Genomic DNA, 20,718 nt, shown 5'->3' with positions numbered 1-20,718 from the left:
CTAAAGTAGTTTTAAGATTTTTAAATAAATTGAAGTACAAAGGAAATTCTATTCCTGTAAATAAAGAATTTATATATGCCGAAATTGATAAATTTCGGTGAGATTTACATGTAAAATATTAATTTTTAGCAGTTTGTAATTTTGTTTTAATTGAGTGCTTTTATATAATAAGAAGGAAGTGTTCCTGTTATTTTTTTGAAGGCATTCGTGAAAGACTCAGCATTGTTGTAGCCAATATCATCAGCAATAGCAGCAATGGTATGCTTTCTTATTTTTTCGTTAGATTTTAATTCTTCAACAATATAGTTGATCCTAAGCTCGTTCAGATATTGGGAAAAGTTTTTACCCTTTAATTCATTGACTAGCTTTGAGAGATAATCTCTGTTAGTATCAAATTCTTTTGACAGAGAATCTAAAGTAATATTTTTATTTAGAAAACTATTAGTCTTTTCAAACTGTTCTATTTTATCAATGAGTATTTTAAATTTTGGATTAGAAGAAAGGTCACTTTTCGTAGCTTTTTCCTTTCTTTCAATGGTAATGGAAGCATTATCTGTAATGGGAGTTTCATTCTTTTGCTCTTTTTCCAGCACAGGGGTACTCAAAGGTTTTTCTGATAATACTTTTGCCTGCTTTTCGTATTCTTTTATTTTCTTCCTGTTTTTCCTGATTACGAATATGAAAGCTAAAGTAATCAGAAGCAAACACGATATCAGCCAGGCATTCTGATGGTTCAGTCTTTCAATTACACTTACCTTTTCTTTCATAAGCAAAGGGGTGTCATATTTTTTCAGAATTTCTTTTGAAAGATTTTTTCGGTTCACAGCTATTATACTGTCACTATACATCAGGTTGTCAATGTATTTTAGTTGGTTTTTTAAATCGCCTTTCTTTTTATAAAAGTCTATCAGAATTTCATATCCCTCTCTTTTTATAGGTTCAAAACTGTTGAAAGTAAAAGAAATTGAATCTGCCTTTTTAAAAAATTCTATAGCTTCGTTTTCACTGCGGGTTGCATATTTTATTTTTCCCAGATAGTAATATAAAACTCCTAGATTACTATAATCTTTATTTGTTATCAATCCTTTTTGTACTTCCAGCAGGATTTTATAAGACAGCGAATAATCTTTTACATAAAAGAGGCTAATCCCTTTTATCATAAGCAGATAGCTGTAATAAGAATAATTATTGTATTTCTTACATTCTGTAAGCCCCAGATCTGCAAATTCAATACCTTTTTTATAGTCCTTACATTTGGTATAAATATTAGCTAAAGAAAAAATAGAAGCAATATAGTTTTTAGCATCTACATTGTTGTTTTTTATTTTATCTTTTTCATACTTATAGTATTTCAAAAAGAGAGGGAGTGCTTCCTGATATTCTTCTGTGGCTGTTTTTAGGATAGCAATGAGTTTGTTTATATAAAAAAACTGTTCTTTATTTTCAGCTCTGTTGTGATTAATAGCTATAGTATATTCATCTAAAGCTTCTTTGTATTTCCCTTCATTGTTGAATAAAATACCCTTTAATATATAAGATTTTGCCGGGTAATCGTAGTTATTAACGTTTTTTGAGGCAGAGATGAGTGAATCTGCAAAGGGATGCCCGTTTTCATTCTTCAGATTTTTTACCCGTGCTATATTATAATATCCATCAAACAGGATGTCCTTATTATTTTCTTTCTTTCCTTTTAATAGAATGTAATTGGCAAAAAGCTCAGCTTTATCGTTGTCAACCTGGAATACTTTATTGTAAGCATCATTAATATACTTATAACTTTTATTCTTTAACGAGTCTGGAATGTTTAGTCCCTTTATACTTTGAGAAAAGAAAAAAACAGGGAAAACAGTTAAAATAATTAAATGAAACTTCTTCATATTTCTAAATACACTGCAAATTTATGAATTATCATCGGATTTTTATCATGGAAGTATAAACGGTTGTTTATCAGTTGTGTATTGATCTCTTTTAATCGTGAATTTGTAAATTTTTGGAAAATGATATACCGATATTGATCAATCTCGGATTACTAATCTTGTAGACCTTAGGTATAATCATGATGTTTGCATCAGAAATATTGAAAGTAAATGAGGAAAATATTAATATGTGTAAGTGTTCTGCTTCCCTTGTTGGGTTTCTCTCAAGAGAAGAAAGATTCCATTAAAACAGTTATAGAAAAACAAATTGCAGAAATAAAAGTGAATGGTAAAAAACCTTTTTTTGAACAAAAGGATGACCGTTTTGTTTTTAATGTTGAAAATAGCGATTTGGTTGTAGGAAATCACATATCCGAAGTTCTCTCTCAAACACCATTGTTAAAAGTAGATGATAATAAAATAACTCTTCTGGGAACGAACGCCTCTGTTTACATCAATGACAGAAAATCAATTCTTAAAGGCAAAGATTTAATACAATATCTTAATGCTATGCCGGCTTCTAATCTGGTAAAGATAGAGCTGGTTACCAATCCTTCCTCAAAATATGATCTGGAGGATGCAATGATTATTAATCTGAAGCTGAAGAAACTGGAAACAGATGGACTGAAAGGAAGTTTTACCATTACCGATAAACAAAACAGAAAAAACAGCCAGCAGGCGAATATTGCTTTAAATTATCATAAAAACAGATTTTCAAATAATACCATGCTGTTTTTTGAAAATAATAATGACCTGCAAAGAAACAGTATTGATAACTATAGCTCAAAATTCAGCAGAAATCAGATTATAGGAAGTACGCTGATTAAAGAAACCAACTTTGGAGGAAATACAGGTTTTGATTACGAGCTTAATGAAAGAAGCAGCATAGGAGGTATTCTGGAATATTACCACAAAACACCTGAATCTTCACTTGAAAACAGGAATATATACTATGATACTACAGGAGGAATTTTTGAAAACAGAACGGTAAATACACAAAATGATAAGCTGAATCTTTTCGGAGGAAATATTTATTACAGCTTTGATGATGATAAAAAATCCAAAAGACTAGATATCAACTTTGATTATTACACCCATCACAGAGATAATACGACAGAGTTTTTTAATTTGACAAATCCGTATACTAATTTAATATATAATGATTATCAGAAGGACAATTATACGGTAAGAGTAGATTACTCCAAAACTTTCGAAAAACTAAAGATTAGTCTTGAAGCGGGAGGAAAGCTTAATTGGCTTTCTACGGATAACCCTTATGCTTATTACAACGCAGACGGCACATTGAATACCCTATTTTCCAATAATTTCACGTATCATGAAAATATAAACGCGTTATATACTAATGTTAAGAAAAAAATCTTTTCTGTGTTGGATGTCAACTTAGGGGTGCGTTATGAAAACACAAATATCAACGCAAAACAAAATACAGTTAGCGAGAACTTTTCCAGAAGTTACAACAATATTGTGCCCAGCATCAACCTTTCTTATATGATCAATAAGAACAACAGAGTTTCTCTGGGATACAGAACTGCATTATGGAGACCTTATGTAGATGATTTGAACCCGTTTATTTATAAGAATAATGAAACCTGGTGGGAAACCGGAAATCCTGACCTTAATGTGGCAAAGATGTACTTATTCAATGCGAGCTACAGCATAAAAAGAACCTGGGTGTTTGTAAGTAATTTCGGAATTGTAAAAAATCCTATTCTTCCTTATACAGAGGTTGTAGATAATGTTTCCATTACAAGACCCAAAAACTTTGAAGGTAATGTAAAACGTCTTTATGTGGGATTGAACTATAATAAACCATTGTTTGAAAACAAATGGATGTTCAATCTGTCTACAGGAATGTATTATATCAATAATGCAGATATCTATGATGTTTATCCTAGTTCTTGGTATAATAACTCTTCCGTTACAATTAGTGGAAATAATCTTTGGAATAAAGGCTGGAACATAAGCTATAACTTTGGTTACACCTCTCCATATACATTAGTTAATAAGAAAAACGGTTATTTTATCAATAATCAGCTTGAGGTTTCAAAGAGTTATAAAGATTTTAAGTTCAAGCTTTCTGTAAAAGATCTGCTGAATCTTTCAAACTCCCGCAATACACTATATAATAATGACGGATATATTGAAACTCTTTCGCAATCAAATTTAAGATCCATATCACTCAGCATATCCAAAACATTTGGAAACAACAAAGTAAAAAAAGTGAATACCGGAGACATAGACAAGGGGAGAACTCAAAATGAAAACCCCCGGCTGTAATCCTGTTTTTTTACTGCAAAACTAATACACTAAGAATAAAAACTAATAACCATGAAAAACAAAAAACTTGTGGAGTTATCCAAAAAGATAACCCTCGGTAAGATCAAAAAATTAGAAAAACAAGAGGTTTTAACAATCTACGCAGGAAAGGATATTACTGGAGATTGCTATGGACATCCTGATTGTAATTCATACTGTGGTCCGTTTATCTGCTCGACGAATGATTGTTGGAGCTTTTCATAAAAATTTTTACTGAGCCTTCTCTGAAGCCGGAACTTTTCAGCAAACTATTAACCATGAAAACTTATTGTGATGAAAAACAAAAAGCTGTTTGAATTGTCTAAAAAAATTACTGAGAACAAAATCCCAGGAATGAAAAGAGAATCAGTTGAAGTTATTAAGGGAGGAATACAAAAAGAGATTATATCAGACTGTGCATGTTTCGGTGCAAATGCATGTTGGGGTTATGGAACCAGTCCATGTGCATTAAACAGTTGTTGGGCTTATTTTGACCAATAATTCGCCCACATAGGCTTGATTAATTTTTATAGAGTTAAGATTCGTAATAAACATAAAAAACTTACTTCTATGAAAAACAAAAAGCTTAAAATGATTTCTCAGAAAATCACAAATGTCAAAATGAAAAAACTGCAAAAAGAAGGCCTTGTATTTATTACCGGTGGCTTACTCGCTTACCATTGTAGCCAATGTACCTGTAGTTGGTGCAGGCCGGATCTGCACGTAGATCCTAATTGCTGGAGCTTTTCATAAAGAAATTTGTATTCTGTATAGTCCTGTGTGGAATTAAAACTGTTCAGGAGAATTATTAACCATGAAAATTTATTGTCATGAAAAACAAAAAATTGTTTGAATTGTCTAAAAAAATTACTGAAAACAAGCTACAGGGAATGAGCGAGAATTCAGTAAAGACAATCAAAGGAGGTAGACTTCCTTTGGAATTAGCAGCAGACTGTACAAGTCAGAACAGCTGCTGGGGATTCGGAGGTACAGCTACTTGCAGTGGTAACAGCTGCTGGAGTTATAACTAATAGAACTCTGATTCCACAAATTTATGTTCTGCAGGGTCTTGTGTGGAATTAAAACTTTACAAGAGAAAAAATTAACCTAAGATTTATTGTGATGAAAAACAAAAAATTGTTTGAATTGTCTAAAAAAATCACTGAAAATAAGCTACAGGGAATGAGCGAAAGTTCAGTAAAGACAATCAAGGGAGGTAAGTTACCTTTAGAGCTAGCAGCAACGTGCACAAGTCAGAATGACTGCTGGGGATTCGGAGGTACACAAACTTGCAGTGGTAACGAATGTTGGAGTTACAACTAAAGTAAAAAGTAGAGTAGCATTCGTGCTACTCTATTTAATAGTAAAATAAAATAATTATGAAATACAAATTATCAAGATATATCCATACCATAGAAAACGAGGAAATTTTAGATGATCATGTCATTCTTTTTTCTACCCGTTCCGGAACATCCATTGAAGTGAAAAAAGGGTTATATGAAAAAATATGTAATCTTGAAACCACTCAGATTCCCGAAGAAATTTTTATCAACCTGATAAAAAATGAATTTTATGTACCTGAGTTTGAAGATGAGTTAAGAGAAATCCTTTCAGACAACATCATGTCTGTAGATCATCAGGATCTGAAAACACTTTCTTATGTGATTCAGCCTTCAGGAAACTGCCAGCTGGGATGTCACTATTGCGGTCAGTTGCATACTAACAAAAGTATGTCAAAAGAAGTTTTAGATCTTACCTATGACAGAATTATTACTAAAATGGAAAGTTTGTCAAACGATCTGGAACATTTGAGTATTACATGGTATGGAGGAGAGCCGTTAACAGGTCTTTCGGCTATCTCTAATTTATCCACCCGTTTAATCAGCCTTTGTGAAGAGAAAAATTTAAAATATTCTTCAAGAATTATTACAAATGCTTTAAGCCTTAAATATTCTCTTTTTGAAAAACTGGTAAAAAATTACAGGGTTACAGAATATCAGATCACAATTGACGGAACTCAGGAATTCCATGATAAGAGAAGATATCTGAAAAATGGTTCTAACAGTTTTGATATTATCATTAAAAATATCAAAGAAATTGTTAATTCCGAATTATATCAAAAAGAAGCAAGTTTCAATATCAGATGTAATGTAGATAAAGAAAACAGCTACAATGTGATAGATTTTATTGATTATCTGGAAGCAGAAGGAATCCTTCAGCACGTAAGTTTCTATCTTGCTCCTATCCACGACTGGGGTGATAACAAAGCTACTATTAAAGGCGTGTCAAAAGAAGAATTTGCTGAGCTTGAAATAGAAGTTTATATGAAGCTTCTGCAATCAAAAGCAAAATTTAAAACACAGATTATTCCTGAAAGAGTTACTAAACCTTGTATGGTAGTAAGCCAGACCTCAGAAGTATTTGACGCTTTTGGAAATGTCTCCACATGCTGGGAAATCCCGTACACTCCAAAATATGATAACTCTGAGTTTTATGCCGGAAACATTGCGAAAGATAAAGATGTAGACAGCAAAAATGTTGTCATGAGAAACTGGTTTAATGAAATACCGGACAACAACTCATGGTGCAAAAGCTGTAAATTCCTTCCTCTGTGTGGTGGAGCATGTCCGAAAAACTGGTATGATAATATCCCGGCGTGTCCTTCCTTCAAATTTAATATTGACGACAGAATTCTTCTTCAAAGATATATTAATGAACAAGCTGTGCTTTCTTAATAGATGATGTATGGAAACAATAATTTTAGACAAAATAAAAACAGTAGAATTCAGGGAATATGAGGTGAAAAAACCAAGACATATTTTCGAAAATCTGATTGAAGAATTTAGAAAAGATATTCCGGAAGATATCCAGGCAGGATTGTTTTACTATATGAATCTGTCTGAAAAATCACTTTCTGCTTTTCGTACAGGGAATACTACCTTAGGAAATTACCTTTATTCAAAAATGCAAAGTATGAATACCTATTTCATAGAGCCTATTCATCAGGGGATGATAAGCTTAGACTATGCTTTGCTTGCGTATAAAAATTACGTGGAAAATGATTTTGTACTGGCAGAGGAAAATATTGACAGGGCTATTGAAAGTGCTTTAGTTCAGAGTAACACGTTTCCTTATTTTGCCATAATTATTGGAGAACAATCACTTAATAAAATCAGAATTTTTGCACGTACTCAAAATGAAGAGCGGTACAAGACAGAAGTTATGAAGATATTGGCTTTTTTCATGTTTAACCAACATGAAAACGAGAACTGCAAAAATCTGGCTGAAGATCTTCCCCTTATTGATAAGCAGGGAATGTTAAAACATATTATAAACAACTCTTATATCGCCATTCTTAAATCTTCGCAGGATGAGAAAAAAACAAGACTGATATTTCAGCAGATCTTTAACACCCTGCTAAAGCAAAATGAATTTTCAGGCGATCAGGAAAATTTACTTATAGCCATGCGCTGTATCGACAAAATTGAAGATGAAGATTTTTTAGATTATCTGAATGAGAATTTTTCTCATATCAAAAGTTCTCCGCAAAAATTAGTAAAAATTATAGTAGAAAATTATTTAGATAAAATATCCAATAACCAGCAATTAGTTAATGACGAAGAATTTACTAAAAAGCTAAAAACACTAGGCATAACAATTTAACTTATTATTGTGTTCAACAAATTCCCCTTTTATTCCCAAATAGAACAGATGGATTGCGGTCCGGTTTGCCTTAAGATTATTCTAAAATATTACGGCAAAGATTGTGATCTGGTATATCTGAGAAACCTTACTGAAGTTACCCGCTCCGGGGTTACTCTGGCAGATATTAATGATGCCGGTAAAAAGCTGTATTTTCATACAACTCCCTTTAAGGTTCCTTTGTCTACACTGAACGAGGATGTTCATTTACCCTGCATTTTACATTGGGAGCAGGAGCATTTTGTTGTACTCTATAAAATCAAAAATAATTTTTATTATATCTCAGATCCCAAATATGGCAGACTAAAGCTTAAAAAAGAGCAGTTTGTAAAGCTTTGGATTTCGTCCACAGATAACGAAGGGATTGGGCTACAATTAATCCCGAAGGAAGAGTTTGTTGAGTTTAAACCTCCTTTTGAACAGCAGGATTTAAAAATTTTCAAAAGCTATATTCGTTCAGTTTTAGAAAAACAAAATTTCAAAATTGGACTGCTGATTTTTTTAATTACGATAAGTTCCGTTATTTCCTATATCTTTCCTCAGCTGATTCAGAAGATGTTTGACGAAGGAATGAAGTCGAAAGAAGGAAAAGTGATCATTGGAATTTTTGGATTTCAGATGCTTTTGTATGGAGGGCAGATACTCATCAATATCCTTCAGAATTTTGTAGGAGTACACTTTAGCTCACAGGTAAGCATTAAAATGCTGAATGACTTGCTGCAGAAAACAGTCAGACTTCCGGTCTCTTTTTTCGAAAACAGATTATACACAGACCTATTACAGAAAATAGAAGAACAGTCAAAAATAGAACAGTTGTTAACCAGACAATTGCTATCGAATATTTTATCAGTTTTTTTACTGATTGTACTCGTAATAAGGCTTTTAATATATAACCAGTATATAGCATTAGGGTTTCTGGGAATTGCTGTTTTTTCCACTGTATGGATTTACTTGTTTCATAATAAAAGAAGGATTATAGATTATTATGCCTTTAAATTAAATTCAGAAAGCAAAAATCATCTTGTTGAGATGATTACCGGAATGGTTTCCGTTAAAATTAGTAATGCTCATATTTCAAGAATATCAAAGTGGGAAGAGCTGCAGAAAAAGATATATAAGACCAAAGTAAAAAGTCTTATCCTGGATATTTATCAAACCAATGTTACCAGCATTATTAAACAGTTATTTATATTTTCAACTACCTTTTTTTGCGTGTATTGGGTATCACTTGGGAAAATGACGGTTGGTGAGATGCTGAGTATAGGATATATTATAGGTATTGCTTCCGCACCCATAGAAAATCTGGTCGCGTTTTTCCGCTCATTTCAGGATTCAAGTTTAGTGTATAAAAGAGTTCAGGAAATTCTACAGCAAACCGATGAAAACCTTAATTTAAAAGAGGGAAATCAGGCTCTGCTGAGTAAGGATATTAGTTTAAATAATGTATGGTTCAAATATCCGGGGGGACATCAGCCCTATGTTTTAAAAAATATCAATTTTAAAATTCCTAACGGGAAAGTTCTTGCCATAGTTGGAGAAAGCGGAAGTGGAAAAACCACATTATCCAAACTTCTTCTGGGATTTTATCCTTCTTCAGAAGGAGATCTGAACATCGGGCAAGAAGAGCTGTTTCAGATCAATCATGATTGGTGGAGAAGCAATTGTGGAGTTGTTCTTCAGGACTCATACATATTCAGCGGAACCATAAGGGAGAATATTGCCATGCAGGAAGACGCAGATGAAAAATTATTGATCAGTGCCTGTAAATTAGCCAATATATACGAAATGATTCAAAGTCTTCCTTTAGGATTTGACACCAAAATAGGAGCCGCAGGAGATGATCTGAGCGGAGGGCAGAAACAACGTATTCTTATTGCAAGGGCTGTATATAAAAATCCGGATTTTATTTTCTTTGATGAAGCTACTTCTGCGCTGGATGCAGAAAATGAAAAAATTATACATGATAATTTACAGGAATTTTTTAAAGGAAGAACCGTTGTTATCATTGCACACCGTTTATCCACAGTAAAAAGTGCAGACAATATCATTGTTTTGAAAAAGGGCGAAGTTGTAGAGCAGGGTAACCACCAGGAATTAGTATCCAAAAAAGGAGAATATTTTAATTTGGTCAGAAACCAGCTGGAATTAGGAGAATAAAATAAGACCATAAATAATATATTTGATGAAAACAAAGTTTCTTCTATGGAACTTGTTGAAAAAGGAAGCCGGAAAGGTTTCCTTTTTGTGTTTGCTCATTACAGCGATACATATCATAACAATTTCCTATGCATAACATTAAACATTTGTTTAAAAAATCATAAAATATATTTAAAACACAGTTAACAGCCGTCTTCTCCGGATACCGTTGCTTTGCAAAAAAAGTAATGATGGAAAACAACAACCCACTCAACAGAAGAAGATTTCTTAAAAATTCACTATTGGCAGCCGGAGGAATTTTCTTAGCTCCTTTAATTGAAAGCTGCAGCGATGATTTTACTGAAAACGGAAATGCCCCCGATGATCTTAAAAACGGAGGTTTTGAATCCGGGGTAGCAAGTTTTGATCCAAGCGCAACAGGAATTATTATCTGGACCCGGTATTCAAAAGGAACAGATGCAGAGATTACATGGGAAATCAGTAAAAACAGCAATTTTTCAGAAGTAGTAAGAAGAGGTCAGGCAAATGCTGCACTGGTAAATGATTTTACTGTAGCGGTAGATGTACAGAATATTTCTTCCAACACAAAATATTACTACAGATTCTATAACAGTACAACTAAGGAAGTCAGCGTAACAGGAGAAACCCTTACTTTACCTTCAAAATCAGATGCTGTAAGTGAAGTTAAAATGGCTGTCGTATCTTGTTCCAACTTTCCTGCAGGACTTTTCAATGTGTATGGTGCGATTGCAAAATCTGAAGCAGATGTTGTCGTACACCTTGGAGACTATATTTATGAATATGCTCCCGGACAATACGGAACAAACCCCTACACCAATCAGTTGGGAAGAGCCCATCAGCCGGCGAAGGAAATTCTTAACCTCAGCGATTACAGGGAACGATACAGGCAGTACAGAGGAGATAAAAACCTTCAGCTTCTTCACCAGAAAAAGCCTTTCATTTGTGTCTGGGACGATCATGAGTTTGCCAATGATACCTATAAAACAGGAGCAGAAAATCATCAGCCGAACGAAGGAGATTTTCAGGCAAGAAAAATGGCTGCATTTCAGGCTTACAGCGAATACATTCCTCTTAAAACAGGGAAAGATATGAGAATTTACAGAAGTTTCAGCTTCGGGAATATCGTTTCCCTTTACATGATGGATACAAGGGTGATTGCAAGGGATAAACAAATGGAATATTCGGATTATCTTGATAATACAGGAAGTTTTAATCAGACACAGTTTAAAACAGATTTCTTAAGCACCAGCAGAAAACTGATCGGAAACGAGCAGATGTCATGGCTGAATGCCCAGATCAATGGTGATACAGCCAAATGGAAAGTGCTTGGACAACAGATTTTAATGACGAAAATGATGGTTCCTGCAGAGCTTTTGATGCTGTTGAATCAGATTCTTGCGGAAATTAAACAGTATGGAAGTGCACAGCCGGCTACTATGCAGGCGCTTCAGAATACCATCACTCAGTTGATTATTCTTAAAACAAGACATCAACAACAGGATCCTACATTGACACCGCAGGAAATTGCAAGAATCACAACGACTTTACCGTACAATCTGGATGCATGGGATGGATATTTCATGGAAAGAGAACAGCTTTATTCTGTTCTTGCAGGAAAAAATGTAGTGGTACTGGCCGGAGATACCCACAATGCATGGTTAGGAAAGCTTACCGATGCCCAGGGTAAATTTATCGGGACAGAGCTTGCCTGCAGTTCCGTTTCTTCTCCTGGCCTTGAAGGATATCTGGGAATCACTTCGGATCCTGCAAAAGCAATAGAACTGGCTCAGGCATTTTCACTATTGATTGATGACCTGGAATATGCCAATCTTTATAAAAGAGGATATCTGCATGTGAAATTTACCACCGGAAGTTCTACTGCAGAGTGGAGGTTTGTAGACAATGTGATTTCCGATACCTACAATACCACTACAGAAAAGACCTATACGATTTCATAGTTTCAATTTAATTATATCTTATTTTCAATTTGGTAAAAGAGTCATGGTGCTGCTGTGGCTCTTTTGTATTATTTAATCTGATTAAGTAGTTTGGAAACCGGAAGCAGTAAGAGGAAAGGTATTGAGATCATAAAAAACTTCTTAATTTATCATTTTTTATAGGAATTTCATGGATTTAACAATAACTGCCAGAAATTATCAGACTAACAGTAACCTTCTGCCTCCCTCTTCCAGCGTCCCTCTTTACTTGAGGTTATTTACTTTTTTCGTATCTTGAGGGTATGCAAGAGGATACAAGAAAAGATTTTTTGCCATTAACATCTGAAACATGGTGGTTCATGACCTGGATAACCAGAACTTTTGGGGTACTTTTATTGTTGGTGGCATTCCTGCTGGCATTGGGATTGCCCGTTGTGATGAGTGATAAACCGGTCATATTTATTGTTGTCGCAATACTATACTATCCGGCTCTTGCTTTTGGTTTATACCGTTTTTTTCTTTACCAGCGGAGAATCAGAAAAAGAGTAGTCCGAAAGATACAGGTTGATGATCAGGGAATTCATTACGAAAGAGCCGATGGAACGATAGATCAAATTCTTTATCATGATCTGGAAAAATATAACCTTTCCGATGTATATGATGTAAGTATCAGCCCACGAAACAAGATGTATATATTAAATGTAAAGTACAATGGTTCGGCAGCAGACGTAGATTTTGACGGAACTGATGCCGGTTACAGCTATTATATCGGAAATTTAAAAGCTTTACGAAGAAGATATATTCAGGGAATTGTACATTTTCGGCCGGATTTGCGCATAGATCCTTTGGTATATGACGTCTATTATATCAACCCCAGTGATTTTACTTTCGATAAAAAAAAGTATTGGACAGAATTTGTGCAGACTTTTGCTGTAATGATAATAGGTTGCATAGTATTAGGAATCTTTGTGCTTGGACTGGTTAAATGGATTTTTTAAGAATAGTTTTCATTAAATCATAAAGAATTAAAATTTCAACATCCTCTTCATTTTATTTTCACAGCTCAGAATCTTATGCTTATATTTATTTTATAGTAAAATTTCACACCCCAATAAGATAAAGAGTATACCTTTAGAAACCGGGCTGGATTTAAAATAAAATAAATGAAAAGTTTAAAAAAGCAGTTGGGACAGTTTCCCGATGAAAAAAGAAAAGAATATTTCAGTACACTGCCCAATTATCTTAACGGCCGGTTTCAGAACATATTGACAACCCCGGCACTGTTAGAAGGAGAAAGTATGACGAAATTACTCCTTCAAAGCCTGTGCAAAATAGAAAACACATCACCCAAAACAGCGCTCCCTTTTGTAGAGACTGATCTTAAAAATCTTCAACCGGATGAAAATGTGCTGATATGGTTTGGACATAGTTCCTATTTCATGCAAGTTGATGGAAAGACATTCTTAATAGATCCTGTTTTCAGTGGAAATGCTTCTCCCATGCCGGGTTCAATAAAAGCTTTTCAGGGATCCGATTATTACAAACCGGAACATATGCCCGAGATTGACTTCCTTCTTATTTCGCATGATCATTGGGATCATCTGGATTATAAAACCGTTCAGCAATTAAAGGATAAAGTAGGAAAAGTCATTTGCGGACTGGGAACCGGACAGCATTTTGAATATTGGGGCTGGACATTTGATACAATCATTGAAAAGAACTGGTGGGAAAGTATAGATATTGCAGAAGGCTTCAGAATCACGCTTACTCCGGCAAGACACTTTTCAGGAAGATTACTGAACCGTAATATCTCGCTCTGGACCTCCTTCGTTTTAAAAACACCTTCCAAAAATCTGTTTTTAGGCGGTGACAGCGGTTATGGGAATCATTTTACAGAAATCGGAGAGAAATTCGGGCCATTTGATCTGGCAGTAATGGAAAATGGGCAGTATAACGAAAAGTGGCCTTATATTCATACATTGCCGGACCAGCTGATGAAAGAAATAAAAGAATTAAAAGCCCAAAACTTTATTCCGGTACACAATTCCAAATTCAAGCTTGCACAGCATACCTGGTACGAACCTTTAGAGCTGGCTTCAAAACATGCTGAAGAAAACAATATCCCGGTTACCCTTCCGATGATCGGGGAAAAAGTAAATCTGGATCAGCTGGGAAAAATAAACTGGAAAAAATGGTGGGAAGAATACAGATAATGAATTACAAATGGTATCATTCCTTTAATTAAAACATATAAAAACCTGCCCGTTACTGAGCAGGTTCTTCCTTATTATAAAAAAAATAATCATTACAAAGGCTCCTTATGGTTGACCTTTGTATGGATAATATCGTAAAATACAGCTGGGTTAGCCGCATCTGGGGTAATTCTGTAAGTAAATGTTGTTTCGTTCAGAAGCAGAATATCCACAACACGCGTAAAAGTTGGAGTCGTAAGCGTTCTCTTTTTTCCGTCGGGAGAAATAGACCATGTTCCTTCAGATCGCAGTACATCATTTAAACCGAAAATTTTAAAAGTTCCGTTAGCTTTGAAGTAAGAATATCCTACATACCCGGCTACACTGGCATCAGTAAGAGCAACATTATTTCCGCTTTTATCCCTGGCACCTGTTGTTTCCCATGGAGTAGAAGCTAAAGTAAGCTGCCCGTTCGTTGGCTCAGCGTGAGAAGTTTTCGTATGGATAATGTCATAATACACAGACGGATCACTGGAATTAGGACGGATTCTGTAGGTGAATTCATTTCTGTTCAACACAAGAATTTCAACATCACGGGTGAAAATAGTGGTTCCATCCGGGTTTAATGCAGCAATAGTTCTTGTTTTTCCCTGTGCATCTACAGACCATGTTCCCATAGATCTTAAAACGTCAGTGAGATTATAAATCGCAAACTTTCCATCTGCTTTGAAATAAGCAAAACCTACATATCCTGCCACGCTGGCATCAGTAAGGGCTACATTATTTCCACTTTTATCTTTGGCTCCTGTAGTTTCCCATGGCGTAGAAGACAGTACTTGTGAGGGAGTCTGCTGTTCAATAATGATTTCATTATCATCACTTGAGCATGAAACGAAAGACGCTGATAACAGCACCGCTGCAGACAAATAACATAATTTTTTCAGTGTATTCATAAAGGTATTTTTTAAGTCTTTGCAAACTTATTCCTAATAAATATCACGGCGTTGTATAAAATATCTCTTTTGTTGTAGAAAATATAACAGATCCCAATTCAGAATGAGAAAAATGATATCATTGACAAATTTAACAATCAAAGGTGTGAAATTCCCATCCTTTGGAGGGGTGTCAAAAATTCAAAGAATTTTTGACGGGGTGGTTTCTAACATCCACCAAAAACTCTATTTTTGAGTATGAATAACAGAAACCGTGGAAAAAATACAGGTGATGATACCTTATTCGGTTCAGAGAAACAGATCAGTAAGCTGAAACTGGCCGTTGAAGACATGCAGTACCTGCTGAGCAGAGATTACCCGGAAAAAGCGGCTTCGGATCTCGTTGGTAACAGGTACCGTCTGAAATCCCGACAGATACAAGCTTTGAGAGGAATGTCGGCATCCGATGTACAGCTTCACAACAGACAGTTGAAGCATGTTGATATTTCGGATTTAAAAGAGAAAACAATATATCTTGATGGTTTCAATGTTATTATTTTATTGGAAAGTCTGCTTTCTGAAGCTTATGTTTTTGAAGGATTGGATGGCTGTATCCGTGACCTTTCAGGCGTGCATGGAACTTATAAAAGAGTTAATCAAACCCTAAGAGCCATTGAGTTGATTGCTTCTTTTTACAGGAAAAATCATATTCAGAAACTTGTATGGATTTTTGATCAGCCGGTTTCCAACAGTGGAAGAATCAAACAGCTTGTTCTTGAATATGCCGGGCAGAATCAACTCAACTGGGAAGCTGATCTTCAGTTTAATCCTGATAAATTTCTGGCGAAAAGTTCAGCCATCGTTATTTCCTCAGATGCCTGGATTCTCGATCACTGCAAAGAATGGTTCAATCTGATTGGTTATCTGATCAGTGAAGAAAATCTTTCTGTTAATCTTATCACAACGAAGTAAGTATGAATATGTTTGAACCTTATATTCCACTGTTTTCAGAAGAATGGAAAAGTAAATACAAAGCTCTTTTAGCAGAAGAACACCTGGAAACTCTGGAGGAAAATATTCATAGATTTAAGCAAAATACTTTAGAATGGCAGCTGCCTTATTTTAATGAAGAAATAATCATTGACAGGCAGGAAAGTTTTGGGAAATTTATTGCTATTCTTGAAAGTAATGGTTCAGATGAGGTAAAAGCCGCATCGATGGAAGCTGTTCCTTTTGAACATTGGCTGAATATTTTAGGACAAAGATTAACCTCTGCAAGCATCCGCAATGAAAATGGAATTCCACCGTTGAAAAACATGCTGATTAATGCCTGTCTGGAACCTTTCAATAATGAAATTACCATTGCACAAAGAGCCTGGGAAAAGCATATTGGAAGAATGGATGACGATTTCTGGGGCGAAATAAAAGGAAATAACCAACAGAAGCAGGAAAAAGTAATGGCAAAAATCCATGAAATTCTTGACAATAAAACCTGGTGGAATGTTTTCTTCCATTACAAACATGAGCTGGTCTATGAAGTCAGGGAAAAAGAAGGTCATGGAATCCGCTGGAGCCACGGCGGAACAAAGCTGATCGGCTTTCTTGAAAAATTTATCAACGAATAGAGTATCCACAAACATCTGCACCATCTGTGAAATCCGTGGAAAATAAAAACTCCCGCAGATAAGCAGATTTTTTAATCATAAAGTATTTTGCCTTTTTACTTTTCTTCTTTTTAACTGCGTAAAAAGATTGCGTACCATACGTCTAGTTTTGCAGATATAAAACAGAAGCTGCGAATCAATCAGTTTCCATTTTATATTTAGAAATTAACATCAAATAAAAAGTAAAAAACAATGAACACTTACATTGATATTGGCATTAATCTGACCAATAAACAGTTCTATAATGAACACGAAGAAATTATCAACCGCGCTTTGGACGAGGGTGTTGAACATATGATTCTCACCGGAACCAGCATACGTGGAAGCAGAGAGTCTGCGGAAATCGCAGAAGAATATCCCGAAATTTTATTTTCAACAGCCGGAATTCATCCCCATGATGCCCAATCTTTTAATGGACAAAGTATTAGTGAACTCAGGCAATTATTAAAGCAGGATCATGTGGTTTCCGTAGGAGAGTGCGGCCTTGACTTTGACCGTGATTTTTCTCCCAGACCTATTCAGGAAAAATGTTATAAGGCCCAGCTGGAGCTCGCGATAGAAATCAATAAACCGCTTTTTCTTCATGAAAGATCCGCATTTAAAAGATTTAATGACATTACAGATGAATACCTTACCAGATTACCCGAAGCTGTTGTACATTGCTTTACCGGAACATTAGAGGAAGCAAAAACATATCTTGATAAAGGATTTTATTTAGGATTTACCGGAGCCATAAGTGATGACAAAAGATTTAAACATCTGGAAGACGTCATAAAATATGTACCTCTCGATAGAATGATGATTGAAACGGATGCGCCATTTATGCTTCCGAAGAATATGGCGAGAATACAGAACAGGCGGAATGAACCTTCATTCTTACCTTATGTAGCACAAACCATTGCCCATCTTAAGAAGATCAGCATTTCTGAAGTGGCAGATGAGACTACAGAAACTGCCAGAAATTTTTTCAGACTATAAAAAAGAGCTCTACTGATAAAGTAAAGCTCTTTTCTTATAGTATATTGATTCTTATAAACTCTTTATCGCAGATTCCAAAGCCAGTTCCATCATAGGATTCAAAGCTGTTTCTCTTTCGTCAGCAGAGATTTTTTCGTGAGTCGGGATAATATCCGTTACGGTAAGAATTGTTGCTGCATTTTTTCCTAAATGCTGAGCATTGGCAAATAAACCGAAAGCTTCCATTTCTACTGCAGGACAGTTGTATTTTGTAGCAATTTCAGGAGTAGCAGGATCTTTTCTGTAGAAAATATCACTACTGTGGATATTGATGGCTTTAGCATTCAATGATAAATCTTTAGCCGTTTCGTTGATGGTGTTAAAGATATTCCCCTGGTGAGAAAGGATGTCTTCTTCAATTCCCCATGCATATTTGGCGTACGTACTTTCGCTGGCAGCTTTGTCAATATTTAAAATATCAAAAAGTTGAAGATCTGTATTGTAAGCACCACAAGTCCCGATTCTGATGATCGTATCTACTTCATATTCTGTAAACAACTCAAAAGAATAAATTCCGATACTTGGAAAACCCATTCCACTTGCTCCTACAGTGATTTCCTTTCCTTTATAAAGACCTGTATAATAAAAAATACCTCTGGTTTTGCTTACCAGTTTAGCATTTTCTAAATAATTTTCAGCAATATACTGTGCACGAAGCGGATCCCCCGGCTGCAATACGACTTTGGCAATTTCTCCTTTTTTTGCACTGATGTGAATACTCATAATACTTTTTTTGAATGCGACAAAGATAATAACTTTTAGTTTGTTTCTGTAATTACGAAAATGGAAACAATGAAACGACGTTTTATTAATAAAATGTATAAGATGTTATTAATAAATGCTTTAAATAATATTTTTAATAAAGACCTTCGTATAATCCAAAACCTAACCTGGTAAATACAGGACAATAAAAGAATAATGTGGAGCGGGTATCGTTAAAGGTAGGCGGTTATTTTTGCATCAGTTAAACCGTAAAAATTGAAACTATGACAATTGAACATATTGCTATTTGGGTGAGAAATCTTGAAACATCCAGAGCATTTTATCAGAAATATTTCGGAGCGGTCTCCAATGAAAAATACCATAATCCTGTTAAAAATTTTCAATCCTATTTTTTAAGTTTTGAGAGCGGCTGTCGTCTTGAAATTATGACCAGACCGGATATCAGAGAAACTGAAAACTCTTATGAATCCCAGCAGTATGGAATTATTCATCTCGCATTTTCTGTAGACAATAAACAAAAAGTAGACGAACTTACAGAAATACTGAGAAAAGATGGATATAAAGTGGCTGGAGAACCGCGTACCACCGGGGACGGCTATTATGAAAGCGTCATCCTTGATCCTGAAAATAATATCATTGAAATTGTATCACAGTAAGTCATTGCGAGGCGCTTTAGCGACAAATTGATCTTAATAGTAATGAATACGTAATTTCAAACCTTATAGGTTTAGATGGTAAGATTTACCTTACTGAAAATCTTTGATTTTCTTGCACCTTAAAAACAGCATAATGCTTATAACCTTTTGCGCATTTGCGCTTTCCAACCTTATAATTACTTCAAAGAATCCATATTTAACAAGAATCTTTCCCACAAAAATTTTATTCTCACCGAAATAATTTTATTTTTGTTAGATCATGGAAACCAAGTCACCGTTTTTAGACACGATCTTTTTGCTTCGTAAGGAAGAATGTATCACTCTTTTTTCAAGCTTACAGCAAATCTCCCCTCAGGAAGAGGCGGATGCAGGAGATTATTTTGAAACAGAATTCGAAAAAGAAAGACTTGAATTTTTATCAGACCGGTTAATCTGTAACAAACAGACAGCCGTATGGGCCGCCAAGATTCTCTATCACAGCGCACAGCTTTATCTCATCAGAGAAAATACCGAAAAGGATATTGAAAATCTTATTCCCGGATTCAAAGGAACACGGGATATTCCTTCCATCTTATCCGCAGATATGTCACTCAGATTTTTGCCACAGGTACTGGCTGCTTTACATACTGTGGATCCCGAAGATGCTTTAATCCCTATGCTGGAAAATATCCTGACACAGTTTCACTATTCCGGAATAGGATATGATCTTGATCTGAAAAACGTAAATTGGCCTGAAGAACTGAAAGACAATACCTACAGAAAACTATATCTGGAAAGAATTGTTGAAAAAAAAGATGATAAACTGGCAGAAATTCCGTTTATCAATAAACAACTGATTGCCGAATTTGGAATGCATAAAGATGCATTCTGGCGAGAACTAAAAACTATAACCGAAGACAATAATGAAAACGTATGAGAAAGTATTTGAATTTTTAGCGGACCCCACCAAAGAAACGTTCCTGAAATGCCGTAAGCTGGTAATCAATGATCCTGAATATGATCCCTATTCGGAAGATATTGAAAACATGCAGGATTTACTCAATGAAGGAAAGTTTGAAGAGGTTATACAATATGTAAACATCAATATTTTGCTGAGTCCGAGAGCTCATATTTATAAATATTTTGCATACAAAGAACTGGACGAAGATAAAGGACGAAGTATTGAAATGACAATAGCACAGCTCATTTTTGAATGCCTTGAAAAAACAGGGGACGGAACCAAAGCTTCCCCCTATATTATTACAAGAATTTCCGACGAAAGGGATCTGATCAGGCATCATTTCAATAAACAGGATGTTTCACAAAGTCTGGTCAGGGATGGAAATAAGATCATGGATGTACTTACTCTTGATGACGGATCTCAATTGTACTTTGATATCAAAGATCCTTATCAGAGAATGGCCTTTTCATTCAGCAAAAGAAACGAACAGGCAGAAAGCAAAGAAGAACAGAAACCCCAAAAGAAAAAATGGTGGAAATTTTAAT

The 20,718-nt window shown here is 35.0% G+C and carries 19 protein-coding genes; 16 read left to right on the top strand and 3 right to left on the bottom strand.

The features are described 5' to 3' along the window. Positions 1-146: 146 nt before the first annotated feature. Positions 147-1,877 carry a helix-turn-helix domain-containing protein gene (locus AC5YGI_RS12170; protein ID WP_496168477.1) on the bottom strand — a complete coding sequence of 577 codons (1,731 nt, stop codon included), beginning with the start codon at positions 1,875-1,877 and terminating at the stop codon, positions 147-149. A 210-nt stretch (positions 1,878-2,087) separates the two neighbouring features. Here AC5YGI_RS12170 and AC5YGI_RS12165 point away from each other — a divergent pair, with 210 nt between their 5' ends. The 10 genes from AC5YGI_RS12165 to AC5YGI_RS12120 all read left to right on the top strand — a co-directional run bounded on the left by AC5YGI_RS12165 (position 2,088) and on the right by AC5YGI_RS12120 (position 14,262). Further along, entirely contained in the window at positions 2,088-4,214 is a 2,127-nt protein-coding gene (locus tag AC5YGI_RS12165; RefSeq protein ID WP_496168476.1) for an outer membrane beta-barrel family protein, read from the top strand. 51 nt (positions 4,215-4,265) lie between these two features. Next, the gene (locus AC5YGI_RS12160) at positions 4,266-4,457 is read left to right on the top strand and encodes an ecotin (RefSeq protein WP_126358679.1); all 192 of its coding nucleotides are present in this window, start codon (positions 4,266-4,268) and stop codon (positions 4,455-4,457) included. A 69-nt stretch (positions 4,458-4,526) separates the two neighbouring features. After that, on the top strand, positions 4,527-4,733 hold the full coding sequence (locus tag AC5YGI_RS12155) for an ecotin (RefSeq protein WP_330745285.1): 207 nt from the start codon (positions 4,527-4,529) through the stop codon (positions 4,731-4,733). Positions 4,734-5,062: 329 nt separating this feature from the next. Further along, entirely contained in the window at positions 5,063-5,263 is a 201-nt protein-coding gene (locus AC5YGI_RS12150) for a hypothetical protein (RefSeq protein ID WP_002983500.1), read from the top strand. A 348-nt stretch (positions 5,264-5,611) separates the two neighbouring features. Beyond that, entirely contained in the window at positions 5,612-6,967 is a 1,356-nt protein-coding gene (locus tag AC5YGI_RS12145; protein WP_496168474.1) for a radical SAM protein, read from the top strand. Positions 6,968-6,977: 10 nt separating this feature from the next. Beyond that, entirely contained in the window at positions 6,978-7,895 is a 918-nt protein-coding gene (locus AC5YGI_RS12140) for a hypothetical protein (protein WP_330745286.1), read from the top strand. Between the two features lie 9 nt (positions 7,896-7,904). Next, complete coding sequence (locus AC5YGI_RS12135) at positions 7,905-10,091, top strand: peptidase domain-containing ABC transporter (protein WP_496168473.1); 2,187 nt, start codon at positions 7,905-7,907, stop codon at positions 10,089-10,091. 227 nt (positions 10,092-10,318) lie between these two features. Then, the gene (locus AC5YGI_RS12130) at positions 10,319-12,070 is read left to right on the top strand and encodes an alkaline phosphatase D family protein (RefSeq protein WP_442879155.1); all 1,752 of its coding nucleotides are present in this window, start codon (positions 10,319-10,321) and stop codon (positions 12,068-12,070) included. Positions 12,071-12,408: 338 nt separating this feature from the next. After that, positions 12,409-13,047: a hypothetical protein gene (locus AC5YGI_RS12125; RefSeq protein WP_496168472.1), complete on the top strand. Its 639-nt coding sequence runs from the start codon at positions 12,409-12,411 to the stop codon at positions 13,045-13,047. Between the two features lie 165 nt (positions 13,048-13,212). Beyond that, positions 13,213-14,262 (top strand): MBL fold metallo-hydrolase, encoded by a 1,050-nt coding sequence (locus AC5YGI_RS12120; protein ID WP_496168471.1) that lies wholly within the window; start codon positions 13,213-13,215, stop codon positions 14,260-14,262. Between the two features lie 92 nt (positions 14,263-14,354). Here the strand turns inward: AC5YGI_RS12120 and AC5YGI_RS12115 are convergent, their stop codons facing one another. Further along, the gene (locus AC5YGI_RS12115; protein WP_496168470.1) at positions 14,355-15,194 is read right to left on the bottom strand and encodes a DUF4822 domain-containing protein; all 840 of its coding nucleotides are present in this window, start codon (positions 15,192-15,194) and stop codon (positions 14,355-14,357) included. A gap of 237 nt (positions 15,195-15,431) precedes the next feature. On the opposite strand from AC5YGI_RS12115, the gene AC5YGI_RS12110 reads away from it, so the two are divergent. The 3 genes from AC5YGI_RS12110 to AC5YGI_RS12100 all read left to right on the top strand — a co-directional run bounded on the left by AC5YGI_RS12110 (position 15,432) and on the right by AC5YGI_RS12100 (position 17,815). After that, entirely contained in the window at positions 15,432-16,145 is a 714-nt protein-coding gene (locus AC5YGI_RS12110; protein ID WP_496168469.1) for a DUF434 domain-containing protein, read from the top strand. Between the two features lie 2 nt (positions 16,146-16,147). Further along, the gene (locus AC5YGI_RS12105) at positions 16,148-16,798 is read left to right on the top strand and encodes a tRNase toxin domain-containing protein (RefSeq protein WP_496168468.1); all 651 of its coding nucleotides are present in this window, start codon (positions 16,148-16,150) and stop codon (positions 16,796-16,798) included. Positions 16,799-17,029: 231 nt separating this feature from the next. Further along, entirely contained in the window at positions 17,030-17,815 is a 786-nt protein-coding gene (locus AC5YGI_RS12100) for a TatD family hydrolase (RefSeq protein ID WP_496168467.1), read from the top strand. Between the two features lie 51 nt (positions 17,816-17,866). Here AC5YGI_RS12100 and deoD read toward each other — a convergent pair whose 3' ends face one another. Next, the gene (gene deoD, locus AC5YGI_RS12095; RefSeq protein ID WP_454511494.1) at positions 17,867-18,577 is read right to left on the bottom strand and encodes a purine-nucleoside phosphorylase; all 711 of its coding nucleotides are present in this window, start codon (positions 18,575-18,577) and stop codon (positions 17,867-17,869) included. Positions 18,578-18,840: 263 nt separating this feature from the next. Between deoD and AC5YGI_RS12090 the strand changes: the two genes are divergently transcribed. The 3 genes from AC5YGI_RS12090 to AC5YGI_RS12080 all read left to right on the top strand — a co-directional run bounded on the left by AC5YGI_RS12090 (position 18,841) and on the right by AC5YGI_RS12080 (position 20,717). Continuing rightward, positions 18,841-19,233 carry a VOC family protein gene (locus tag AC5YGI_RS12090; RefSeq protein WP_496168466.1) on the top strand — a complete coding sequence of 131 codons (393 nt, stop codon included), beginning with the start codon at positions 18,841-18,843 and terminating at the stop codon, positions 19,231-19,233. Between the two features lie 256 nt (positions 19,234-19,489). Continuing rightward, the gene (locus tag AC5YGI_RS12085; RefSeq protein WP_496168521.1) at positions 19,490-20,149 is read left to right on the top strand and encodes a conflict system bpX4 domain-containing protein; all 660 of its coding nucleotides are present in this window, start codon (positions 19,490-19,492) and stop codon (positions 20,147-20,149) included. Then, positions 20,136-20,717, top strand: a complete 582-nt coding sequence (locus tag AC5YGI_RS12080; RefSeq protein ID WP_496168465.1) for a DUF4919 domain-containing protein — start codon at positions 20,136-20,138, stop codon at positions 20,715-20,717. Before AC5YGI_RS12085 ends, AC5YGI_RS12080 begins: the two co-directional genes overlap by 14 nt. Position 20,718: the final 1 nt, after the last annotated feature.

The organism is Chryseobacterium sp. CS3K3.1 (assembly GCF_059515165.1).
The sequence above is the reverse complement of the archived record's forward strand: the minus strand, read 5'-3'. Positions and strand labels throughout refer to the sequence as shown.